Here is a 23,466-nt window from a genome sequence, read left to right on the forward strand (position 1 = left end):
AACCGTGACCAGCGGGTCGTCCAGCGTGATCCCCGTCAGCGTCACATTGCCCGTGTTCGTCACCGTGAAGCCATAGGTGATCACATCGCCAACCGCCACCGGGCTGGACAGGCCGCTGATATCCGCCGTCTTGACCAGCGCAATGCTTGGGTCTTGCACTGCATTGATAGATTCCTGCACATTGCCGGACATCACGGGCGCGCCATCGAAGCTGCCTACGGCGCTGGCGGTATTGACGACTACACCTTCATCCACATCTGCCTGAATGGTTGTATCGATCGCTTCGCAGATAATCGATGCGCCGGGCGCAAGTGTCCCCGGATCAGCGTTACCGCAAACGAATGGTCCGATGCGGTCGTCGGTAATCGTAACCGGTGTGGTAATTGTGACGTTTCCGCTGTTCACCACCTCGAAGGCATAGTTCAGGATTTGGTTTGGTGCATCGAATGACGCGGTAAGCGCGGATTTAAAGAGCATCAGCTCCGGGAGACGAGCAGGACCATTGCGGCTCAAATCGTCGGAATCATCGATTTGGATTGCGCCGGGGTTTTGCGGCACTGCGACGACTGTCGCGGTGTTTAAGATACTGCCCGCGTCGATATCTGCCTGCGTAGTAGTCAGGCTGAAAATGCAGGCATTATTGCTTTGGCCCGGCGCAAGGTCCGGAACCGGGCAGGAATAGGCCGGATCGAGGCTATCCGTGACAACGATGTCACTGAGTGTGATGTTGCCGGTATTGGTGACGCGGAAGCGGTAACCCAATGTCTGACCTGTCGCCGTATAGGCGGGGTTAGCGCCAGGGGCAGGGTTGGCCAGTTTTTCAATCAAAATAGCTGCCGCAGGCGCTTGTGGAACGTGTTGGGCCGTATCTGTTGCAGACACATCCGCACCCTGGGGCGATACGGCAGTCGCGCCCGCCGTGTTATTGATTTCCTGTGCATCCACATCAGATTGCGTGACTGTGTAGCTTCCCGTGCAGGTCAACGCGGCATTCGGGGCCAGCGTGACAGGCGCAGGCAGATCGCAACTAAGGGTCGGCAACATCGGGTCGGCTATGCTGACATTGCTGAGCGTCTGATTTCCGGAGTTGGTCGCAACCAAAGTATAGGTAATGGTATCTCCAGCCGCTGCACCATTGGCAGGGGCGGCGGTTTTGGCGAGGGTAAGAGCAGGATCAGTGCCCGCATTGGCCGTTTCGGTATCGGTCGGGGATTGGACCGCAATCGGATTAGGGCTTAGGTTTTGATAGGTTGTGAAGGCATAGGCTTCATTGGTGACAAAGCCACGGTCAAGATCCGCCTGCGTCACGAAATAGGTCGCCTGACACTCCACGACACCGGCAAGCGGATCAGCGGCGACAGGCGGAAAGTTCACGGTGCCGCCCTGGCTGTCAAAACACAGCGTGTCCCCGTCGATCGGGCTGATCACGTTGTCAAAAACCCGGACGTCCTGAATGAATGCGGCGTTGCCCGAATTGGTCACGCGGAAGTTATAGACGATCGGATCGTTCAGTTCCGCAAACGGTGCACCTGACACGATGCTCTTTTCGATCGACAACGCAGGCATTGCACCCGCAGGAATGGTGACATCGTCGCTGGGGGATACAGTTGTTCCCGAGGTCGCAAGGGCATTGTTCGTCGTCGATCCAAGACCCAGATCATCAGCGGTCAGTTCGTAACTTGCCGTGCAGGTAATCTGCGCGGCAGGCAGCAAGCCGCCGACAGGCAAAGCGGGGCAAGACACGGGTGTCAGGTTATCTGAAACCGTGACCGGGTCTGTCAAGGTCACATTACCCGTATTTTCAACCACATAGGTATAAGTGACCGTGTTTCCGACCAAAAAGTTCAGCGGGTCGAGCGATGCAGCATCTGCCGATTTAGAAATGCTCAGCGCCGGTGTGCGGATCGCCGGAACTGTTACGCTGTCTTGCGCAGAGGTGACCGTGGCTCCATCCGGGTCTTGTGCAGCGGCATCCGCCGTATTTGTCACGCCGCCGGCATCCACATCGGCCTGCGTGGTGGTGTAACTGGCTGTACAGATGGTGGTCGCATTCGGGGAGAGGCTGGCGGGGGCCGTCGTACAATCGACAGAGGCCAGCGCATCATCCACCGTGAATGGCGCGAACAGGGTAACATTGCCCGTATTTCGCAGAACGAATTCATAGGAGATCAAAACACCGGGGGCAGTGAAACTGCTAGGTGCGCCCGTTGCCCGACGCTTGTCCAGCGCAAGGGCGGCGGTCTGGGCGGCGGTGACTGTCACATCATCCGTCAAGGACTGCACCGGCACGCCCTGATCAACGGTTTCTGTAAAGGCTGTATTGGTGACAGACCCGGCATCAAGATCGGCTTGGGTGATGGCATAGTTGCCCGAACAGTCAAGCGTGGCATTCGGTGCAAGCCCACCTGCGGGAACGCCAGCGCACTGCACATCGGCGATCCGGTCATCATCAACCGTGATCGGCCCGGCCAAAGTGACATTGCCAGTATTGGTGACGGTATAGCTGTAAGGGATGACCTCACCGACGGTGGTGTATGGTCCGACAAAGCTGGTGGCCTTGGCAATCGCCAGTGACGGCGCGCGCTCAGGGCCAGTCAGCGTCAGATCACCGGTGGCAGTGACTGCGGTACCGCGCGTTGTCGCACCCGTTGCCGTAGCAGTATTGGTGATCGACCCGGCGTCTACATCCGCCTGCGTCAATGTGTAACTGCCGCTCAGCGCGCTGCTGTCGGCGCATTGGGTTGTTGACTGGCCGGGCGCAAGGTCTGGCAGGGTGCAAGACAAGCCAATCATCGGGTCAGACAGTTGCAGCCCAACAAGCGTGACATTGCCGCTGTTTGTCACTTCGAACGTGAAGGTTTCGGACGTGGGCAGGTTGTCAAAACCGCCCGTCCCATCAGCCTCAGTCTTGGTGACGGTGATTGCGGGGGCTTCGTTTGGCCCTGTCAGCACCACAAAATCTTCGCCAGTGACGACAGTGCCATTCGGATCTTCGACCACTATACTGGCGGCGTTCTGAAAACTGCCACTGTCCACATCGGCTTGGGTGACGGTATAGTTAACCTGGCAGGCCGTGTTCACTTGCCCCGGCGAAAGGTCGGGCACGTTGCAGGTATATGCCGGGCTAAAGAAAGTGTCGGTGACCACAACATCTGACAGCGTGACATTGCCTATGTTGCGCACGCTGAAGGTAAAGGTGACGGTGTTTCCAGCCGCAGTGTATTGCGAAACACTGGCAAGCTTGTCGAATTCGATGGCTGGCGCAGCGATGGGGCCAGACAGAGTGGTGCCACCTGTATCAGAGGCCCCTGCCCCGTCATCTGCCGCGGCGGTATTGGTCAAACTGCCTGCGTCAATATCCGCTTGGGTGATAAAATAGGTCAGGCTGCAACTTGTATCGGTCAGTCCCGGAGCAAGCGAGGCAATCGTGCAGCTATAGCTTGCGTCGATTGGGTCTGTGACCACGATATTGGTCAGGGTCAGAGTGCCCGTGTTTTCTACAGCGAAGGCAAAGGTGATTTCATCGTTCACATTAGTGAACGTGGTCGGCGTTGATGACTTGTTCAGCGACAAGGCGCGGATTTGTGCGCCAGCGGCGACCAGCACGATGGCATCATCGGTATCGGTCGCGGTCACACCCAAGTTGGTGGAACCCGAAGCTGTGGCCGTGTTGGTAATCTGGCCCGAATCCATATCGGCCTGCGTCACGGTATAGCTGGCCGTACAGGTCACATCGGCGCCCGGCGCAACCGAACCTGCAGGGCAAGATACCGCCCCACCCGCTGCTACAATCATCGGATCCGCGACAGAAATGCTGGATAGCGTTTGCGGGCCGGTATTGGTGACACGGAAATCAAAGTTCAGCACCTGCCCAACCGCATTGAAACTGGCAGGGCCCGTTTTTTCAAGGCTGAGCGCCGGGGTAACGTTTGCTGGCACTGTGGCACTGGACGATGGAGAGGTGATCGTGCCCCCCGGCAGAACAACGCTTGCGGTCGCCGTGTTGACGACTTCTCCCGCATCCATTTCGGCTTGCGAAATCGGGCTGTAGCTACCAGTGCAGGTGAAACTCTCACCCGGGTTAAGTACCGCGGGCTGGCTACAGCTGATACCGGTAATTTTAGGGTCGCTGATGGTGATCGGCGTCAGATCTACAAGCACCGTCTCGCCGCTATTGGTAACGGTAAATGTGTAGGTCAAGGTGTCGCTCAGTGCCGAGAAGGTCACGTTGTCAGCGACTTTGCTCAGCGTCAACCCAGGCGAGCCCGATTGGGGGATCGTTTCGGTATCGGTATTCGAAGTGGTTGTGCCATCGGTGGCAGAGGCGATGTTGCTGACAAACCCTGCCGCAACATCTGCCGCTGTCACCGTGTAACTTGCCGTACAGGTGATGATCGCCGTCGGCGCAAGCGGAACCGGCCCGCAGGCAAAGGGTGTGCCAGCGTTGATCCGGTCGTCACTGACGGTGATCGGATCCGTGATGGTTACATTGCCGGTATTCGTGATCTGGTAAGAATAAACCACCTCTAACCCCGGCGCGAAATCTGCCGGATCGACTGGCGGCGCGGTCTTGACCATGGTCATCGCAGGTTGCTGGTTGGCGTTGACTGTCACTGTATCAGTCGGGCTGGTAACCGCTTCACCGCCACCGGCTGCCGTTGTGCTGGCCGAAGCGATGTTGGTGACGCTTCCATCATCCAGATCGCTTTGCGCAATGACATAGGCCGCTGAGGTGCAGGTGATGCTGGCACCGGGTGCAAGATTGCCCGCTGGGCAAGTGACCGAGACCTTGTCGTCAGCCACGCTGATCGGATCAAGTAGTGTAATATTGCCGGAGTTTGTGAGCACATACTCATAGATCAGTTGCTCACCGACAGCCGAATAGGGCGAAGGCGAGCCAGCTTGCAGCCGCTTGTCGATCGACAATGCAAGATTAAGCGCAACCGGAACCGTCACTTGGTTTGAGGTCGCGGCCGCTTCACGATCGCCAAGTGTGATCGCTGCCGTCGCAGTGTTCTGAACCTGTCTGTTGTCCAGATCAGATTGATCAACCGTGTAGCTGGCGGTGCAGGTCCGGCTGGCGCCAATTGCAATCGGGCCGGATGGGCAGGAAATGCTGCCGCCCGCGTTCTGGATCAAAGGGTCACTTATGGTGGGCGGCGCAGGAAAGGCCACATTGCCCGTGTTGGTGATGACAAACTGATAGCTGATAGTGTTTCCCGATGCGGCGTAGCTTGCAGTCGGGCTGGATTTGGTCAGGGTGAATGCAGGTTGCGCAATCGGCAGGATTTGCGTCACCTCGTTGTTGCCAGCCGCCCCATCGTCGCCGCCGTTGCGGTCGTTGAACGCGCCCGTCTGGCCAGTCAGGATGATCTCGTTTTCCGTCGCGCCAAGCGGGAATTGGTAATCATAGGTACACACAGTCGTATTGTTCGGCGAAACGGCTGAAACGGAACCCGGCATCGCAGGAGTGCACGACAGGTTCGAGATAAGGCCAACATTTACAGTAGGTTCGCAGAATGCACCGCGCGCCGTATTGGGACCGTTGTTGGTGCAGGTCAGTGTCAGACCGGTGTATGTCTGACCGGGGATCAAGGCCGTAGTTGGCAGGTTGCTGAACGAAGGCTGCATGTCCGACACTTCGGCAGACACGCCAACCAGATAGGCATCCGCACCGCTCGTCGTGGTGGGCCAGACAGTCGTGCTGTCGCTTCTTGTGTAGATGCGCAAAGTGATCTCGGTCACGGCATTGCCGAGGACATGCACCGAACCGCAAGCACCCGAACTGAGTGTCGTACAAGATGCTCCGGGGTTCACCGTCAGGTTGTTGACCTGATTGCCTGCCACCCCGAAACTGGCCGTGCCAGATAGCCGGCTCAACCCGGTTGCCCCACCACCGGGCAGCAGATCAAACGCCGCGGAAAAACCCTTTGACCCCACCGAACCGCCCAAGCCTGTCAAATTCAAAACAGGGTTGGAGACTGGCGTGCTAAAGGTGATACGCATGTCCGCCATGTGGTAACGGCCAACTGCGGGCCGGCCTCTCAAGCCCTCCACCCAATTGAACAACATAACACCGTAGTTGGTTCCTGTTGCGATCCCGGTTCCGGGCGTGTTGCCGGGCAGGGATGTCACCTGATTATTGGCCCCGCCCCCAAAAGCGTTCAACCGCCCATAAGCGGGGTTTCCCTCGCCGCCAAAACCAACGCCAACGCCACCAACTGTCGGCGAGGCAAGACCTGAAAACTGATGATTGAACAGTTCATACGTCGCCGTGATAGGGGGCGCAACACCGGCAAAGATGTTGTCGTTCGGGTTGTTTGGGTTGTTAACCATGGTAACGGTTTGCGCGTTCAGGCCAACGGCCAAGGCTGCGGTATTCGCGCCAGACACATCCATTTCAACCGCTGGCAGAACCTGCGCCTGAGCGGCTGCAGTGAAAAACACACCAAAAACAGTGACTACTGAGTAAAACAGAGCCGCGCGCACCGAACAAATACACATAATTTGACCATTTTTGTTGCAAAATAATTATTAACTAAAAAGCCTTACATTGCAAAGAGAACGGCGGCGGCGCGCTCCCACCCTTACGGTTGGAGTGGCGTTGTTGCAACATGTGTAACTACCGCCACAGGTGATTCGCGTTGGGCCAAATCGCACGTAAATGATCAAAGAGTGCGAGTTCGACCACCCTTTCAGCCAGCCAGCCCTTCGAACAAAAACGCCCCTAGGTTGTAAAAGGCTTTACCGCAGCCCTGGATTGGTTCGGGGTCTTGGCATGTTGATTTTCACCCAGAATTGAGGCGACTTTTTCACCGAGAAGTGAGCCGCCGCCTTTCCGATCGCCGGAGAAGCGATACCGGTGGGCAGGGGGCGCGGTGCCGCCCCACGGTCGTTCGTCACGCGCGTAAGTCCAGAACCGGGCTATCTGTGTCTTGCCGGTGCCGGACGCCAGCATGTTGAGCGGCGTATCATCAGCAAAGATCGCATCGGCCGACAGGACATGGCGGCTGAGCTGCCCCCGGTCGTCCCTCAGTCATAACGAGAGTCGTTAACGGGGACATAACGCATGAGTCTGGCGATCGTTCCGACCGGGTTACGCCGCCGCCGAAAGCGGCTGACATGGCTTGGTCTCTGGTCTGCGGATCGCCTCAGCCGTTTCGCGTGCATTTAGTGTTGGCAAATGTAGCTGAAAATGGCTCTGGTATAGCCACAAAAATGGAGCGAATGGCAGCTATCACAAGATGCTGCGAGTGCAATGCTGCAACCTCACAGTCGGCAATCCGCCCCTTGCGAAGTTGACGGCAGAATCGACGTGCCCGGCCCACAGGGGCCCACGGTCGCTCGGTGGCGAACGGTGGGTTCAGCGCGAAGCGACGGCAGAAATCACGTCATCCAGACGCGCCCCCGCGACATAGCCCTCCAGTCCCGTCATGAGGGGCTGTGCCGGGTTGTTCGGGCAGGGTTGCGCTTTCCCGATCAAGGTTGCGACCGGGATCACACCCGCCCAGCTGGGGTTGTCCATATCCTCGGGCTCATCGAGGTTCCCCGCGGCGCGGATCTTGGCCGAGGCTTCCTCGATCTCCATCCCGATGACAGTCGTGGCCTTGATGTCCTGCGTCGAGAAGGGTCGCAGCCCGGCGTCCCGACCGGGAAAAAAGCGCTCGATCATCGCGTGGAGCGCGGCAACCTTCGCCTCGCCCTCGATCAGATTGGCTTGGCCGAAGCACATGACCGACCGGTAGTTGGCCGAGTGGTTGAACCCCGTCCGCGCCATCACCAGCCCGTCGAGATGCGCCATCGTCAGGCAGACCGGCACGCCGCCTTCCTGCGCACGCAGCATCCGACTGGCGGACGACCCGTGCCAGTAAAGCCGTGTGCCCTCGCGCCAGTAGAGGGTCGGCGTGCAATAGGGTTGGGCGTCGATGACATAGGACACATGGCACAGCATCCCTGAATCCAGGATGGCATGAACGCTGGCATGGTCGTAGCGGCCCCGGTCATGACGGCGCTTGAGGCGGTTGCGGGCGGTGAGGGGATAGGTCGGGGTGGCGGCGTCGCTCATGAAGGGTCTCCTCTTGTTGCCGACGGAGTAGCAGGCAATATTGGAACCCAAAAGGACCACTCATTTGCAGAAACATCGAACCAATTTACCCGACTGGTCCGCGCTGATCCCGGTGCTCCCTGCCGCAGGGCCGCGCCGCGATGCGCTGCAGGCCGAGTTGCGACGTCTGATCGTGACGCGGGTCCTGCTGCCCGGGCAAAAGCTTCCGCCCAGCCGAGAGCTGGCGCAGCGGCTGAAACTGGCGCGCGGTGCCGTGGTCGCAGCCTATGAACAGCTGGCCGCCGATGGCTTTGTCGAGGCGCGGCTTGGCGCGGGAACCTTTGTGGCGGCGCAGGTTCCCGAGCATGCAGCCCACGGCACCGCATTGCAGGCGCCCGTGCCGACCGGCCCCACGCCCCTGGCCCCGGCCCCGGGCAAGCTGGGCGGCGGCACGGTCGACGACAGGACTCTGCGCGATCTGCGCGGCCTGTTCCGCGAGGCGCTGCTGCGCCCGCCGCCGGAGTTCCTGCACTACGGCGATCCCTTCGGTGACCTGTCCTTGCGCCGGGAAATCGTGGATTACCTGCGGGTCACGCGCGGCATCCGGGCCGGGATCGATCAGGTGATGATCACATCGGGCACGCAATCAGCCCTGTCGCTGATTGCCCGGGCGTTTCTGCCGTCTGACAGCCGGATCTGGGTCGAGGACCCTTGCTATCCGCAGGCGCTGAACCTGTTTCGAAGCCTTGGGCTGACAATCATCCCGGTGCCGGTGGACGGGGATGGCCTTGACCCCGCCGCAGGTATGCTCGCCGCGCCCGAGGCCGAGGCGGTCTATCTGACACCGTCCCACCAGTTCCCGCTTGGCGCGACGCTCTCCATGCCGCGCCGTCTGGCGCTGCTGGACTGGGCACAGGGGGCTGGCGCGTGGATCATCGAGGATGATTACGACAGCGAATTCCGCTTCACCGGTCCGCCTCTGGCCGCACTTCACGGTATCGACCGGGCCGGGCGCGTGATCTATCTCGGCACCTTCTCCAAGGCGCTGGCACCCGGCTTGCGGCTCGGCTATGCGGTGCTGCCGGCCGAGGTTGTCGAAACGGTCCGCAGACTGCGCGACCTGACCGACCGCTATCCCAACCCTCTGATCGAGACGGTGCTGGCCCGATTCATGGCCGATGGGCATTACGCCGCGCACCTGCGCCGCGCCCGCAAGCGCTGCCGGATGGCGCGGGACGCGCTGGTCGAGGGGCTGTCTGCGGCACCGCTGGATGTGATGAACCCCGATCAGGGGTTGCATCTGATTGCCTTTGCCCGCGGCGACGAAGCGGATGCCGAACTGCAGCGCCTGGCGGAGGCGGGCGGTCTTTGCAGCCGCCGCCTATCGCAGATGTTCCTCAAGGCCCCAGCACGACAGGGGCTTGTGATCGGCTACTCTGGCTTCGAGACCGCCGAAATCCGGGCTGCCGCTCATGGAGCGACACGGGCCATCACTTCGGGAAGAAGAGGATAATTCGCGCAGGCTTCTGCATGCATCAGGTCACGCGTTCACGATACGGTCAAGCGCTGGAACCCTGAACGACCGCTTCCCGCCCATACTGCCTCACAGTCGCCCTCACCTTCGCTGCTTCGTGATCAGATTCATTGCAAACCTCAGCGCCGCTCTGTGTTCCTGAGTCAATCCTTCGGTCAATCGATCTTCCACTGCCGTCATGGCTTTCCTGGCGGGCAGCAACCGGTCTAGGCCATCTGGGCAGAGTGAAATCAGAATACTGCGTGCGTCCGTGGGGTCCGGCACACGAGAAACAAGGCCATCGCGTTCTGCCCGTTTCAGGCTCAGCGTAATTGTCGACGTCTCGACGTCCAGTGCCCGAGCTATAACCGCCGGACGAAGATCACCTGTTCGGTCCAGAAGGTCGATGATCGCAAACTGGGCAGGTGCGAGGCTAAAGGGTGCCAAGGCTTCTGCGAACTCGCGCTCCACAATGCGTGCCGCCAGGATCAGAAGGCTGATGAGAGGCGCTTGAACCTCTTCTTGTTCCTGCATGCCGCTACCTCTGCCCCCCATGATTCCACGTAGTTCCCTCCTTATGCACTAATGCGCACAAAATCGCTAGCATGCTATTGACAAGACGGCATCTTGCATCCATATTGCTAGCATACTAGCGTTTCTTTTGGAGCATCCTGGATGGACCCCTGCAAACTATCGACCCAGACAAGCGAGGATCAGGCATCATGTTGAGACACCCTTGCGAAATGTCACGATCCATTACTCTGGTACGGGCGATGGTGAATGGCGACACCGCACCGAAATCCGTTGCTGGCATCCTGAACAGCGCTTCTGCCGAGGCCCTCGCCCTGATGCGTTTTTTGCCTCATTCTTGCGGCCATTGCGGCGGGCGGGTGAACCTCCGCGTCCAATCTGTCGGAACTTCCGGCACGACCGGCGGTCTACGTGCATACTTCGCACATGCCGTGGATGAAGGTGTCGGGTGCCCCGCAGTCACACAGGATGCCTGTCGGGCCGACGAGATCGGCGCGACCATGTTTGGTGGAAAACAGGAAGGCCCGCGCCATCGGCAAATGAAAGATATGATGTTGGCGGCAGCTGCGGCTGATGCGGCCGTGACCTTCGCACAAGCTGAGGTGTATCTGACATACGGCAATGCTGGCCGACGTCCCGACGTCGTCGTCGGGATCAACGATCAGCTTGTATGCTGTGACATTCAACTTGCGCCGCCGCCTCGCATCACGATCAGCGGGAGGACAGCCTTCTATGAACCGGCATGCTTTAGGCATGCCTGGGTTCTTGACGGAGCTGCCTTGGATCGCGTCAATCTACAGCCGTTCCAGGATCTGCTCTGGCGGCAAGGCGGTCGCACCTTAGCATTTGACGAGGAATGCTTGGAGAAATCCGTGTCTTCCAAAGCGCTCACGTTCAAGCTTGTCACCATCACGGATGAAGGGAACCTGATCACGACGGCATGGCATTGGGTCCAGGGGGACGACCTCCTGGCGTGCCTTGGCATGTCGCCCACCGACACAGGCACAGCCAAGGACTTTCTCTCACAGGCGTTTCTTGCTGCCCTCGCATCGACCGATCGTGCTGACCTGCAACGCTGGTACGAAGCAGTGGGGCCGGACCTCGGACTCTCCGACTGGAATGCGTTCAGGGTAGATGGCCTGCGCCCGCTGCTCGGCGCTCTTGCATCGGTCCTGGCAAGCGAAGTGCGGGATGGCTCTGCGCGCCGCCCGTCTGAAGTCACCGCCGTAGTTCACAATGCTCTGACGACAGGCCTGTCCGACGGCCGACATCTGTGGGCGCCTATTATCACCATGGCCATGAAGCGGCGGGCCGAGCTGCCCAACGCAGTGGGATTCGGCCTCAAGACCGCGGCCATGATCGACCGCGCCAGCCGATGCCATGATCCCGCAGAGTTCAACCGCAGGATCGACGTGTGGCGTCCCTTGCTGTTGCGCCTCGTCCCGGCGCTTGCGTTGCCGTAACACCAAGCCACTCCCAAACAAACACGTCAACCTCAACCCGGTCTCACGGGCCGAACTCTCACACCTAAAATTCAAGGAAAACATCATGTTTCAAGCTGATCCTCACCCCCGCCTGACGCCCCAAAATGACCGTCGCGATGCTGCCCGCGCGGATGCACAGTTCTCGTTTAATGTGGACGCGATGCTTTCACGCCGCCCACGCCGCCCGATTTCTCTGCCCCGCCCGCCCGCAACCCGCGGCCGCTGAACAGGATCCCAAATGAAGGATATCAAGATGAGACCATACAATACCTCCAAGATCCCGGCGTGGCACGGCTTCGCAAATTCGATGCTGGAGGCCATTTCAGACGGCAGAAAGCCTCCGCTGGATCCAGAGACAGAAGCCCAGATCGCGGCTGAAGTTGCTGGCTTGTGGGCGATGACCCCGGCTGAGGCGTCTGTATCGCCAGAGGAAGCCGAGGCCATGGCTGCCGCCAATGAAGACCTGTTGGCCGCGGACTCCAATGGCAACACCTTGCCTGATTTGCCGGTCGATATTCCACTGACGCTGATGTGCGCACGGGTTGCGCAAGCCATTGGCAGTTCGCGCTCCGTGAGCGATCTGACCCGCCCCGGGGCGGTGACCGTGTTACAGATTGCTGACAGCGCTGATCTACCCATGTTGAGCGATGTGGTGCGAAACGGCATGATTTCGAAACGTATTCGTGTGTCGCAAACCCTGCAGCGGGCCCTTCGAGAGAAGGCCGTGCATTGCATTTCGCTGTTCCGGGGCGAGAGTGTTGATACTTCGCCAAAGGCGGCCATTGCGCGGATCGAAGACGCCTTGGCGCTGCGCCCTGCCCTCATCGTGCTGTTGTCAGATCCGATGCTGTTGCCCAAACACTTGCGCGAGGTTCTCCCCGAACCGATCCGCCTGCCCTCCTTGACCCAGGAAGCGGTACTTTTTGCGCTGTCGAAAAGCCACTCCCGGACCGGTCGCGTCGATCGCAAAAAGATTCTGGCGCTGCTGCCCGAGGGTCAGATCCTTGCACAGCTGTCGAAGGTGCAGCTGTTCCGTGCGTTTCGCGAGCCTACGACCCTTCGGGTGGCTCAGGACCTGTCGAAGGGTACGGTTATCACCGCGACGGATCGACTTTTGGAACTTGAGGGTTCTGGAGCCCTCTACACGGTCGCCCGGCAAATCGTTGCGGATATGACGGCCTTTAAAAATGGCACGCTTCCCTGGTCCGAGGTGCCACATTGATTGCTGCTGAACGGCGCACCAGGAACGGGAAAAACCTATGCGGCTCAGTGCATCGCCGCTGCAACCGGATTGCCCTTTGTCGCGGCGACAGTCGGGGAATGGCAAAGCAAAGGACATTTGGGAGATATGTTGAGGGCCATGACCGCAACATTCGATGAAGCACGCCTCAAGGCTCCGTGCATCTTGTTTATCGACGAACTGGATGGCATCGGGGACCGGAAGGATACCGATAACCACGCCCGATCTTACCGCCGCCAGGTGGTCAACGAACTGCTGGCACAGATCGATGGGGTTGTCGGGTGCGAAGGGATCATGCTGGTGGGCGCAACAAACCACGCGGAAGACATCGACGCCGCTGTCTTGCGCGCAGGTCGGCTGGACATGCATGTGACCGTGCCGCTGCCCGACGCCAAAGGCATCGAGCGCATTTTCCGTCACCATCTCGGCTCCGACACCTTTGTGGACCTTTCGCCGGTCGTGACGGCGGCACGCGGGAAAACTCCGTCTGACATCGCAGGATCCATTCGCATCGCCCGCGCCACGGCACGGGCAAGCGGCGTCCCTCTGACCCTTGGCCACATCACCGCAGCCCTGCCGCACCGTGCGGTGACCGATTCACCACTGGCACGGCGGATCGCTGTCCACGAAGCGGGACACGCACTGATCGCGCACATCCTGAAGATCGGCGACATCCACGAGCTTTCGCTCAAGGGCAATGGCGGCGAAATCCTGATCTACCGCGCGGCCTGGGAGGGCACGATCAAGACTTTCGACGACCAGATCGCATACTGCTTGGCGGGACGTGCAGCGGAAATCATCATGCTGGGGGATGCATCCGGCGGAGCTGGCGGCAGCGAAAACTCCGACCTCGCATTGGCAACCTCCTTCGCATTGCAAATGGAACGGACGATGGGCCTCGGCCTGAACGGCCTGCTCTGGGAACCCATCGGCGCTGCTGGCCGACCGATGACCGAGGGCGAGCGGTGGAACGTGGGCCAACGACTGGAATTGCAATCAAAGCGTGCAGTTGCGCTTCTTTCCCCCCATCTTCCGATCCTGGCAGAAATCGCGAAGCGGCTCGCTGTGTCAGGTTATCTGACCGCCAATGATATCTCTGCTTTGCTGCCAGAAATTGAGCAAACCCTCAAAGATGCGTCGGTGGATGGGTAGAAATTCTAGTTGATGGGCCGATCCGGCCGATGTACCAACTGTGGCATCAGAGTGTGGCATCACAGACTGGACCTGCGGAATTTCTTGCTTTGAAATCAAACCATTTGAAGATGGCTCCGTTCACTACCGCCGGAGCCAAAAATCTCAAGAAAAGCAGAATGTTGCAAGCAATCCCTTAGGGGTGGCACTTGGGGCTTTTGGGGTTTTCTTGCTGGCTGCCTTGGTTTTCCATACCCGGGCAGAAAATGTGGGCTGCCTCGTTCAGCACAATGCGCATGGATTGGCCTGACAAACCTGCCAGAGATATCCTTGACGCCGCCGCTGTCTTACGATCCTTTTGCGCTTGGCGGGAGGCGCGGGATCAGCCGCTATCATTTGCGCTTCATGGGCCAGTTGTTTGAACATCCGCATACAGACCCGCGGGTTGTCTGTCCGACCAGACTAAAGGGATCCCATGAAAACGATCACGGCAGATATTGCGATCATCGGATCGGGTGTGGGCGGCAGCTCGGTTGCGCATCAGCTGGCGGGCAGTGGCGCAAAAATCCTGATTTTGGAGCGTGGCGATTTTCTGCCCAACGAGCCGCAAAACAGCGATGCCGAGGCGGTTTTTGTTCAGTCCCGCTACAAGACCCGCGAAGAATGGCAAGATGCCAAGGGCGCGCTTTATCGGCCGGGGCAGTATTATTATGTTGGCGGGCACACTAAATTCTACGGCACGGCAATGTTCCGCTTTCGCCCGCGTGATTTTGTCTCAACGATGATTGATGGCGCAGCCTCGCCGTCCTGGCCGATCAGCTACGATGACCTTGCGCCACATTATGCAAAGGCCGAGCGGCTTTACGGGGTGCGCGGGCACTCCGGGCTGGATCCGACCGAGCCGCCGCGTGCCGGTTTCCCACACGCCGCCATTCCGCACGAGCCGGTGATTGCCGCCCTTGCCGACCGGCTGCGCGGTCTGGGCCTGCATCCGTTTCCGATGCCATCTGCGGTGGATTACGGGCCGGGCGGGGCCTGCCAGCGTTGCGGCACCTGCGACGCGTTTGCCTGCCGCTATGATGCCAAGGGCGACGCAGATACCCGCGTTCTGCGCCCTTTGCTTACGCATCCCGATGTGCGGCTGGAGCGCAACGCCGAAGTAACCCGGCTGATTGTCGATGACCGGGGCCAGCGCATCATTGCGGCTGAGGTGCAGCGCGGGGGCGCAATGTTCCGCGTTGAGGCACCATTGTTTGTGCTGAGCGCGGGGGCGATCAATTCGGCCCTGATCCTGCTGCGCTCGGCCTGTGAGGCGGCTCCTGAGGGGCTGGCGAACCGGTCAGGCGTTGTCGGGCGGTATCTGATGAACCACCATCTGACCGGGATGATGGGTATCAGTCCGTTTGCGACCAATGACACGAAGTTTCCCAAAACACTGTCCGTGAACGATTTTTACCACGGGCTGCCGGGGGATGCTGACGCGCGCGGCAATGTGCAGATGCTGGGCAATATTCAGGGCCCCATGATCCGGTCAACCTATCCGGCGATGCCACGGGCTTTGGCGAACTGGCTGGGGCGGCATTCTGTGGATGTGCTGGCGATGTCAGAAGACCTGCCAAATCCCGACAGCCGCGTGCGCCTGACCAGTGGCGGGCAGGTGGTGGTTGACTACCGCCCCGGCGGCACTGCGGCGCATGACCGCTTTGTGCGCCATGTCAGAGGCATTTTGCGCCGGGCGGGGTTTGCCGCCGTACTGCGCCATAGCTTTGGCATTCAGGCCCCATCGCACCAATGCGGCACAGTTCGAATGGGCAATGATCCGGCGTCTTCGGCGCTGGACGGGATGTGCCGCGCCCATGATCACCCCAATCTTTATGTGGTGGATGCCGGGTTCTTCCCATCCTCTGCAGCACTGAACCCTGCGTTGACCATCGCGGCCCAAGCGCTTCGGGTCGGGGCGCATTTGCACAACACGCGCGGGCAGGATGCCGGGGCTGCGGTCTGACCATGCTGAAAAGCCCGGAAAGGCAGCCCGGTCTCTGTCAGCGGTGAAGCGGCGTAGCTTCCACAAGGCGCACGGCCGATTGTCAGTGGCGCATTCACATTGCGCCAGACCTCACAAATCGGCGTTGTGCCGGCGTGTCACTGTACAAGAGCCAGACCGATAGAGCTGGCCGCAACAAAACCACTGCACCGCGTTGGCAAGGCGACTCCCAAGCCTTACCGTGCGGATGCAGGGCCAAAAGCGCCGGGGGAGGCAGATGCAGGGAAGCGAGTCGTTTGACGAGTTTGTGCTTTTCGGAAGCCGGGGGCACAGTCAGATGTTTGTCATCGTGTTGGAAGGGGTCTGGCAAGGTCGGGTCCGCCTGCGTGCCGTGGTCGATGATCTGAACAACGGATATCTGCATCCATCGCTTGGTGTTAAGGTGATTTCCGGGGCAGAGCGGGCCGCGCACCACGCTAATCTGCCGGTCCTGCTGACGATCGGCAATGGTGAAACACGCGCCAAAATCGCCGCACGACTGGCAGAGGAAGGCGCGGTTCTGGCCACCTTCATCAACCGGGTGCCGGAAAGGGTCGCGGCAGATGCAAAAATCGGGGCGGGCACGATTGTGGATCCGTTAACCCGGATCAGCCCCAATGTGGTGATTGGCGCCGGGGCGCAGATTTTGGCCTTGGCCATCGGGCATGACGTGACCATCGGCGATTTCGCCACTTTGGCGGCTGGCTGCATCATCAACGGCAATGTCCAGATCGGAGCCGGGGTCAACATCGGCTCTGGCGCGGTGATCTGCAACGGAACGCCCGGCAACCCGCTGCGCATCGGTGACGGCGCAACAATCGCAATGGGGGCTGTCATCATGCGCGATGTGCCGCCGGGGGCGCGGATGATGGGCAATCCGGCCATGACGGTGCGCGAATGGATGCGCTTGCAGGCTCTGGTCAGGCGACCGGGCTAAGCAACCCGTCGCAATATGCGCCAAAACCCAGATGGGGGCGCAGCGTTGCGCGCCGTTGGTGCCGATCCGCCGCAGTTTGGGTCCGGGTAAACGCAAGGGCTGCGGCCACAAAACCGGCCCTGTCGCCCGCATCGACAAACTGCCCCAGCGGATCGGCAATGCCCCACAGGCCGATATCGGCGGCGTAGCCCACAAAGGGTGTTCCGGTTGCCGCCGCGTGGATCACCGTCGTCGGGCCGGGATCTTCGCGTGAGGTCAGAAGATAGACCGACGATGCCGCGTACCAAGGCAGTGAACCGGCGACAAATCCGGGTAGTACCAAGGGCAGACCATGCGCCCGTGCGGTGTCAGCCAAGCCTTGCGCCCACGGGTCAAGCCCGCCCAGCCAGACAAACCCCGCATTCGGCAAAGCCGCGTGCAGATCCTGTGCCGCATCCAGAAACAGATCAAAACCCTTGCGCCTGTCCGCATAGCCCGCCCCGATGAATAGCGTTTTGCCTTTGCTCGCACGGCGGCAGGCCCTGAAATCAGCGAGTGGCGCGGGCGGCAGCCCCACGCCGGGCCGCAGCACCTGCAAAGAGCCCAGATCCGGCATCAGGGCCGCCGCCATCCGGGGAAAAGACGCGACCACCCGAGCGCCAGCCGCTTGGGCGGCGATCAGATCGGGCAACAGGTCCCGCGCCGCAAGATAGCCACGCAATTCATGGATCAGCAGGGTTGTCGCCAGCCCGGCCTGTGCTGCGGCAGTGGCGATGCGGGCCATCTCTGCGCTGTGCAGGATGGCCGGAACATCCTGCCCGAACCCGGCAAAAATCCCCGGAGCGTCCCAGCCTTCGGACAGCACAAAAACCGGACCAAGGCGCTGAAAGTCAGCAACAAGCGGGCCACCCTCGCGCAGGACAAAGGCAACGGAATGGCCGCGCGCCACACAGTGACGGGCGATATCCAGCGTCAGAATCGGAGTGCCGGCTTGTTGCGCATCATGAACGCCCAACAGGACCGGGCGGCGCAAAGTGGCCCGCGCCTGACCAGAGGCCGCCGCTGATTGTGCGGCACTGCGCGGCTGCGGCTTGGGCATATGGCCCGCCTTTTGCCCGACATTCCGGTAATGCGCAAAGGCAAGGGTCTGTGCCAACCGCAAATACCGGCGCTGGTAAAAGCCTGCATCAAACGCATCCGACGGGCTACGCCCTTCAAGATCGCCGTGCCGGGCAAAATGCCCCGCAGCAGACATCCCCGACTCCGCCACATCTGGGTGGCGCCGCACATAGGCCACAGGGTCAATCAGCGGATGCGGAGAGCGCCGCGCCCCCAGTGCCTCTTGCGCAAGAAAATCATCCAGCGCAGTCGGCTTCCCACCGTCTGCCCAGTCGGGATACAGGCGCTTGTAATGCAGGGTTGAGAAGTAGGGCGATGGATCAAGGCCCAGCTGATCCCCCTGCCCGCGAAAATGGGTCAGCGGATCGGTGACATCTGTGGGAATCTGACGCCTGTAAAAGTCTGCGTCGAAAAACCCTTCGCAAGGCAGGTCTGTGGCCGGGGTCAGGGTCAGCGTCGTCGTCATTGGCCAAATACTCCGTCTTGCAGGAAACGGCGCACATCTTCGTTCCGCTTGGCCACGATCTGTCGCGCCTTATGCTGGTGACTGCCTGCCGGGGCCACCCGTATCATGTGATACCCGCCCGCCTGACAGATCACGCCAAACAGCCGCTCTATCGCATGGGCGGGGGTCGCATCGAGCTGACCGGTTTCTGGTGGAAAATGCGCGGCGGTCAGGCACAGGTCCAACAGGGGTTGCATGGCCTTGCGCCGCGCCCAGAACATCGACCCCACCGGAAAATCCAGACCCGCATCGTCAGGCAGCGCAATTCCATGCGGCATCCGCGCCACCAATTCCCGCGCGATATCAAAGTTATCACCCCAATGGGCCGCCGCCAGCACCGATTTGAATGTCAGTGGTGCCACGATCCCCAAATCGGGAACGGATTGAAACAGCGACACGATCCGCAACACCTCATCCCGGCTGGGCAACAGGCATTGCAGGCAAAGGTCAAGCCATCGGTCCAGACCACTGGCATGCAAAGACTTTTTGCCATGCAGATGCAGCACGATCTCATGATCGGCATGGGCATCGGCAAAGCCATAAACCTTGCCAAACACATCCCGCCCCCGGTTCGGCACCACACGCACCACCGCCAGGGGAATCTGCGCCTGTATTGAGTTGGCCTTTTCCTGCGTGTCGGTCGAGACATACAGCCGATGCGGTAGATCCAAAACGGCCAGACGATCCCGAAACAGCGCCGCAAGATCGGCATGGTAAAGATGCACGAACACCCCGACCGGGACATCCAGCCGCCCAAGCGCGTTGCGCGGCCACAAAAGCAGGTGGCGCTTTTGACGATCCCGCGAAAAGCCCACCGGGCTATGGGCGTAAAGGGGTCTGTTGGCCAATTGGCGAATCTGGGCCTGCACCGGATCTATGCGCTGGTCCAACTCGGCAAGCGCCATCACCTCACCCACCGGACCTTCCAAAACCCGCCGCGCGCGGGTGCAGACCCGGTCCAGCGCGGCAAGAGCATCGGCACTGCCGTGATCACAGGCCGCAGCTTGTGCCGCGCGGTGATCCGGCATCATCGCATGAACAAGCCCCTTACATGCCAGTGTGGCCGGGGCGATCACCGTAAGCCGCGCAAAGGATGCCTTGCGCGCAATGACGGCCCCGATCCGCCCCACCGCCGCAGCAGCCCGAAGCATCGCCTCTTCCACACTTAACCCATTGGGCGTTGTGCTGGGGTCTGACAACGCCAGCGTGACATCAAGCTGTGACTTTGCCATCAAAGCATCCAGCCAATCACCAAGCGCAACCGACAGAGCTTCGCCGGGCTTGGGATAATCCGACAGGGTAATCGCCACAATGTCACCCTGTGCCGCCCGTGCCGGCATCAGGGAAAAAGCCGGTTGCGCGCGCTGATCAAGCTCCAGCAAACGCGCAGCCTCGGTGGCCAGAACCTTGGCGCGGGCGGCGAAGCTGTAATGCTCCAGTGTGGTGGCAGAGCTTGCAGCCCTTGCCGCGATATCCTGCCCGGCACAGACCAGACGCGCCAGTGTTTCGGCCATCGCGTGATCTGTCCCGATCTGATGCAACGCGCCAAGCGCCGGATCGGAAAAGCCCTGCACAGGGTCTGACACCACCTGCGCGCCACAGGCCATGGCGTCAAAGCTGCGATTGCTCATGAAACCGACCTCGGCCATGTAGGGCATGTGGCTGTTGAGCACCACGCGTGAGCGGGCATAGACCTGAGCCAGTTCGGCGATATCCAGCCTTGTGTCGCAGATGTGGCGGGGCGGCACGACGCCCTCCCACCCCTGCCCCCAGATTTTCACATCAAAGCCCAGCCTGACCGCCTCCAGCACATTGGCACGCGGGGCGCGCGGGGCAAAATTGCCGACGAAGCTGATGTCCAGATCAATCGGGTCATCGCCCCGTGCTGCCGGGCTGAACACGCTGCCATCGGTTGCCTGAGGCAGATAGCTGGCGTGCAGCCCATGGGCCAGACACCTCTCGACCAGCGGCATCGAGGCATGGAACAAACCCTGATAGCGGGCCAGAGTGGCAAAGGGAGCCTGATTTGGCGGGCTGATCACCCACAACAAATTCGGCACCCCCGGCACAGGTTCGTCCAGATGCGGGCCAATGATCCGCAACACCACATCATCGCGCCCGGTCAGATCGGGCGTCTCGTCGCGGAAGAACACCGTGCTGTGGTGGCCAAGCTGGGTGAACGCAGCGCGCAGGCAGTGAGCAAAGGCCAGATCGCCCCAACCGTCGGCATTGGTGCGCCGGGCGTTCAGGCCGATATGCAGGGTCATCACCATGCCTCAGGCGCCTTGGGTCCGCAGGTCGGCGAAGACGGAGTAAAGGTGCAGCGCAAGTTTGCGCGGCAGGGGCGTGGAATCGGCCGCATGCAGGCAATCGCAATACAGCCGATAGCCCTCCTCGGTGCGGATCAGCTGGGCCGCGCGGGTGCGATGCCAGTCACAGGCTTGCTGGTGCAACGCCTCTATCCCCGGCAAAGCGCGCAGGGTGGCAATTTCCGCATCCAACGCGGACGACATTGCAGTGATGGCCTTGTTTTCAACCGTGTTGAAATTGCGCTCGACCCAATAGCTGAGGTCGATGCGCTTGACCCGGCGGTTGGCCAGCCCGCGCGCAGTTTTCACGATGAAACTTTCAACCGACCGCAGCGAATAATGGTTCAGCTCGATGATGTCGCGTCCCGGCGTCAGCGTTGGCAAGGCGATCTGGCTTTCGCGCTGTGAAAAATCAGGGTGCAAGGGCAGCCCTGATCCGTCTGCCCAGATCGGCAATGTGCCTTTTGAAAGCCGTTTTGGCCGATGCACGCCCGCTTTTTGAAAACGGGCGGGGCGATACAGCGTCTTGATGTAGCGCCCGGCAATCGGGTGATACAGCTCTGGCGGGGCCGAGGACAGGAATTGCGCCGTGACCGGCATGTCTGCAAACTGAACCCGCCCATTGGCCCCGAACAGCCGCCATGGCATTGCAATTGCATCGGTTTCTGCAGGCACCTGCGCGATGGCATCACCCAAGCGATGCGCGCCTGCGTGGATCATGGGAAATTCATCGACATCGGTGAACATCGCCCAATCGAACCCGGCAGTCATCCGTTCCTTGGCCACCTTTTGCAGCGCCATCCATTGCACGCTTTTTCCCGGCTCTGCGCTATGCTTGATGTGGCGCACCACACCATGCTGGGCCAGACAGGACAGCATATGATCTGTTCCATCCTCGCAATCATTGGAAAAGAAAAGAAAATCCGAAACACCAATCAGCCGGTGATAGGCGATCCATTCCAGCAGGAACGGACCCTCGTTGCGAACGCAGGTGAAGGCCAGGATTTTCAAGAACCGTCTCCGCCAACAAACCAAAGGCCACGCCACGCGCAGGACTGCATCACCCATTGGACCATAGTCACGCGACGCCCGACAGAGAAAAATGCACAAGATATCGCGGTCAGCGGATGGAAAGCACACAAGCGCGGGGATGCGATGGCCCTGCCCCGGCGGCTGTTCGCAAAAACACACAACGCGCGGGGTGCGTGACGCGGCTCACGACGCTGTGATTCGCAAGATCCTGCGCCTGTCGCCCCCTCTTTTTTTCACCGAAACACGGATCAGGACAGGTGGAGGTTTGGGCAGGCCAAAGAAAGGAGAGACGCGGCAACGGGCCATTTGGCATCCTTGGGTGCCGCAAGGCGGGCCATTCTTGCGCGACCGAGCCAGCAGCCTGAATACATCATGTTATCATAGAATTACTGGCGTATTCTAATGCGAAAAATGCCATCTGTTCTTTCCATATCCAGCCCAAAAATCTGGATCTGGACGCAAACTCTACCTGCATCGCACATTGGATTTTACATATAGTATTACTTTTGCTAGCCTTCTCCAAGGTCGACGGGAGGAGACGTCTGCCTCACAATCCTAGGGAGGGATTCATGTTCACAATAAAGAAACTCGCGCTGGCCGCGGGTATAGGCGCACTGCTGTCAACGGCGGCCTATGCAGACGGGCTGTCCGGCAAAGTCATCGGTTTTTCGCAGATCGGATCTGAATCCGGCTGGCGTGCGGCAGAAACATCGGTGACACGCGCCGAAGCCGAACGTCTGGGCGTTGATCTCAAATTTGCAGACGCACAGCAAAAGCAGGAAAACCAGATCAAAGCGCTGCGTGGATTTATCGCACAAGGGGTTGAGGCCATTCTGATCGCTCCTGTCGTATCGACCGGATGGGAAGAAGTGCTGACCGAAGCAAAAGACGCAGGCATTCCGGTCGTTCTGCTGGACCGCGGCATTGATGCGCCAGAAGACCTGTATCTGACCTCGGTGGCGTCGGATCAGGTGAAAGAAGGCCGCGTGGCCGGCGAATGGCTGGTCGGCACCGTGGGCGACAAAGAGTGCAAGGTGGTCGAACTGCAAGGCACCGTGGGGTCATCTCCCGCGATCAACCGCAAGCAAGGCTTTGAAGAAGGCATTGCTGCGGCCACCAATGTGTCGATCATCCGCAGCCAGACCGGCGATTTCACCAGATCAAAAGGTAAGGAAGTGATGGAAGGCTTCCTGAAAGCCGAAGGCGGTGGTGCAGGTATCTGCGCGGTTTACGCCCACAACGACGACATGGCCGTGGGTGCCATTCAGGCGATCAAGGATGCGGGTCTGAAACCGGGCAGCGATATTCTGGTGGTGTCGATCGACGCCGTGCCAGATATCTTTGCCGCCATGGTTGCAGGTGAGGCCAATGCAACGGTGGAGCTGACGCCAAACATGGCCGGCCCTGCGTTTGAGGCGCTGGACGCATTCCTGAACGCAGGCACCCTACCGGAAAAGTTCATCATCACTGAATCCAAACTTTATACCCCCAGCGATGATCCACAGGGCGAATACGACCGCCGCAAGGGTCTGGGCTACTGATCTTTCCCGATTGGGCAGCCGTCGGCGGGGGAAATCCCGCCGACGGAATTGCTTTGTGCGGGCAAAAGCAGAACTGTG

General features: G+C 60.2%; 14 protein-coding genes. 7 read left to right on the forward strand and 7 right to left on the reverse strand.

Features of this window, described 5'->3' with window-relative positions; genetic code table 11:
• The 3 genes from Q8K08_RS11355 to Q8K08_RS11365 all read right to left on the reverse strand — a co-directional run.
• On the reverse strand, positions 1-6,504 hold a 6,504-nt coding region (locus tag Q8K08_RS11355; RefSeq protein WP_370870545.1), incomplete at its 3' end, for a beta strand repeat-containing protein.
• A gap of 223 nt (positions 6,505-6,727) precedes the next feature.
• A complete protein-coding gene (locus tag Q8K08_RS11360; protein ID WP_305250162.1) occupies positions 6,728-7,036 on the reverse strand; it encodes a transposase in 309 nt (102 codons plus the stop codon).
• A 327-nt stretch (positions 7,037-7,363) separates the two neighbouring features.
• Positions 7,364-8,065, reverse strand: coding sequence for a pyridoxamine 5'-phosphate oxidase family protein (locus Q8K08_RS11365; protein WP_305250126.1), 702 nt, complete (start codon positions 8,063-8,065; stop codon positions 7,364-7,366).
• Between the two features lie 64 nt (positions 8,066-8,129).
• On the opposite strand from Q8K08_RS11365, the gene Q8K08_RS11370 reads away from it, so the two are divergent.
• Positions 8,130-9,557 (forward strand): PLP-dependent aminotransferase family protein, encoded by a 1,428-nt coding sequence (locus Q8K08_RS11370; RefSeq protein WP_305250128.1) that lies wholly within the window; start codon positions 8,130-8,132, stop codon positions 9,555-9,557.
• Positions 9,558-9,659: 102 nt separating this feature from the next.
• On the opposite strand, the gene Q8K08_RS11375 is transcribed toward Q8K08_RS11370, so the two are convergent.
• Complete coding sequence (locus Q8K08_RS11375; protein ID WP_305250129.1) at positions 9,660-10,091, reverse strand: MarR family winged helix-turn-helix transcriptional regulator; 432 nt, start codon at positions 10,089-10,091, stop codon at positions 9,660-9,662.
• 209 nt (positions 10,092-10,300) lie between these two features.
• On the opposite strand from Q8K08_RS11375, the gene Q8K08_RS11380 reads away from it, so the two are divergent.
• From Q8K08_RS11380 to Q8K08_RS11400, 5 genes are all read left to right on the forward strand, one after another.
• On the forward strand, positions 10,301-11,551 hold the full coding sequence (locus Q8K08_RS11380; protein WP_305250130.1) for a hypothetical protein: 1,251 nt from the start codon (positions 10,301-10,303) through the stop codon (positions 11,549-11,551).
• Positions 11,552-11,825: 274 nt separating this feature from the next.
• Entirely contained in the window at positions 11,826-12,794 is a 969-nt protein-coding gene (locus tag Q8K08_RS11385) for a hypothetical protein (RefSeq protein WP_305250131.1), read from the forward strand.
• On the forward strand, positions 12,795-13,964 hold the full coding sequence (locus tag Q8K08_RS11390; RefSeq protein ID WP_305250132.1) for an AAA family ATPase: 1,170 nt from the start codon (positions 12,795-12,797) through the stop codon (positions 13,962-13,964). It abuts the gene before it with no gap.
• A gap of 454 nt (positions 13,965-14,418) precedes the next feature.
• Positions 14,419-15,948 carry a GMC oxidoreductase gene (locus tag Q8K08_RS11395; RefSeq protein WP_305250133.1) on the forward strand — a complete coding sequence of 510 codons (1,530 nt, stop codon included), beginning with the start codon at positions 14,419-14,421 and terminating at the stop codon, positions 15,946-15,948.
• 256 nt (positions 15,949-16,204) lie between these two features.
• Positions 16,205-16,903, forward strand: coding sequence for an acetyltransferase (locus Q8K08_RS11400; protein ID WP_305250134.1), 699 nt, complete (start codon positions 16,205-16,207; stop codon positions 16,901-16,903).
• Here the strand turns inward: Q8K08_RS11400 and Q8K08_RS11405 are convergent.
• From Q8K08_RS11405 to Q8K08_RS11415, 3 genes are read right to left on the reverse strand one after another with little or no spacing between them, the layout of a single operon-like run.
• Entirely contained in the window at positions 16,887-18,467 is a 1,581-nt protein-coding gene (locus Q8K08_RS11405; protein WP_304797007.1) for a glycosyltransferase, read from the reverse strand. The genes Q8K08_RS11400 and Q8K08_RS11405 overlap by 17 nt on opposite strands.
• Positions 18,464-20,779 carry a rhamnan synthesis F family protein gene (locus Q8K08_RS11410; RefSeq protein ID WP_305250135.1) on the reverse strand — a complete coding sequence of 772 codons (2,316 nt, stop codon included), beginning with the start codon at positions 20,777-20,779 and terminating at the stop codon, positions 18,464-18,466. The genes Q8K08_RS11405 and Q8K08_RS11410 overlap by 4 nt, the downstream gene beginning before the upstream one ends.
• Before the next feature lie 3 nt (positions 20,780-20,782).
• Positions 20,783-21,826, reverse strand: coding sequence for a glycosyltransferase family 2 protein (locus Q8K08_RS11415; RefSeq protein WP_305250136.1), 1,044 nt, complete (start codon positions 21,824-21,826; stop codon positions 20,783-20,785).
• 590 nt (positions 21,827-22,416) lie between these two features.
• On the opposite strand from Q8K08_RS11415, the gene ytfQ reads away from it, so the two are divergent.
• Positions 22,417-23,388 (forward strand): galactofuranose ABC transporter, galactofuranose-binding protein YtfQ, encoded by a 972-nt coding sequence (gene ytfQ, locus Q8K08_RS11420; RefSeq protein WP_304798752.1) that lies wholly within the window; start codon positions 22,417-22,419, stop codon positions 23,386-23,388.
• Positions 23,389-23,466: the final 78 nt, after the last annotated feature.

It is taken from the genome of Pseudotabrizicola sp. (assembly GCF_030684215.1).
Taxonomy (GTDB): Bacteria; Pseudomonadota; Alphaproteobacteria; order Rhodobacterales; family Rhodobacteraceae; genus Pseudotabrizicola.

Coding starts and splice junctions, on each gene's coding strand:
- Q8K08_RS11385 (WP_305250131.1), top strand. CDS start 11,826: ATGAGACCATACAATACCTCCAAGATCCCGGCGTGGCACGGCTTCGCA.
- Q8K08_RS11365 (WP_305250126.1), bottom strand. CDS start 8,065: ATGAGCGACGCCGCCACCCCGACCTATCCCCTCACCGCCCGCAACCGC.
- Q8K08_RS11380 (WP_305250130.1), top strand. CDS start 10,301: ATGTCACGATCCATTACTCTGGTACGGGCGATGGTGAATGGCGACACC.
- Q8K08_RS11410 (WP_305250135.1), bottom strand. CDS start 20,779: ATGGTGATGACCCTGCATATCGGCCTGAACGCCCGGCGCACCAATGCC.
- Q8K08_RS11375 (WP_305250129.1), bottom strand. CDS start 10,091: ATGCAGGAACAAGAAGAGGTTCAAGCGCCTCTCATCAGCCTTCTGATC.
- Q8K08_RS11400 (WP_305250134.1), top strand. CDS start 16,205: ATGCAGGGAAGCGAGTCGTTTGACGAGTTTGTGCTTTTCGGAAGCCGG.
- Q8K08_RS11405 (WP_304797007.1), bottom strand. CDS start 18,467: ATGACGACGACGCTGACCCTGACCCCGGCCACAGACCTGCCTTGCGAA.
- Q8K08_RS11395 (WP_305250133.1), top strand. CDS start 14,419: ATGAAAACGATCACGGCAGATATTGCGATCATCGGATCGGGTGTGGGC.
- ytfQ (WP_304798752.1), top strand. CDS start 22,417: ATGTTCACAATAAAGAAACTCGCGCTGGCCGCGGGTATAGGCGCACTG.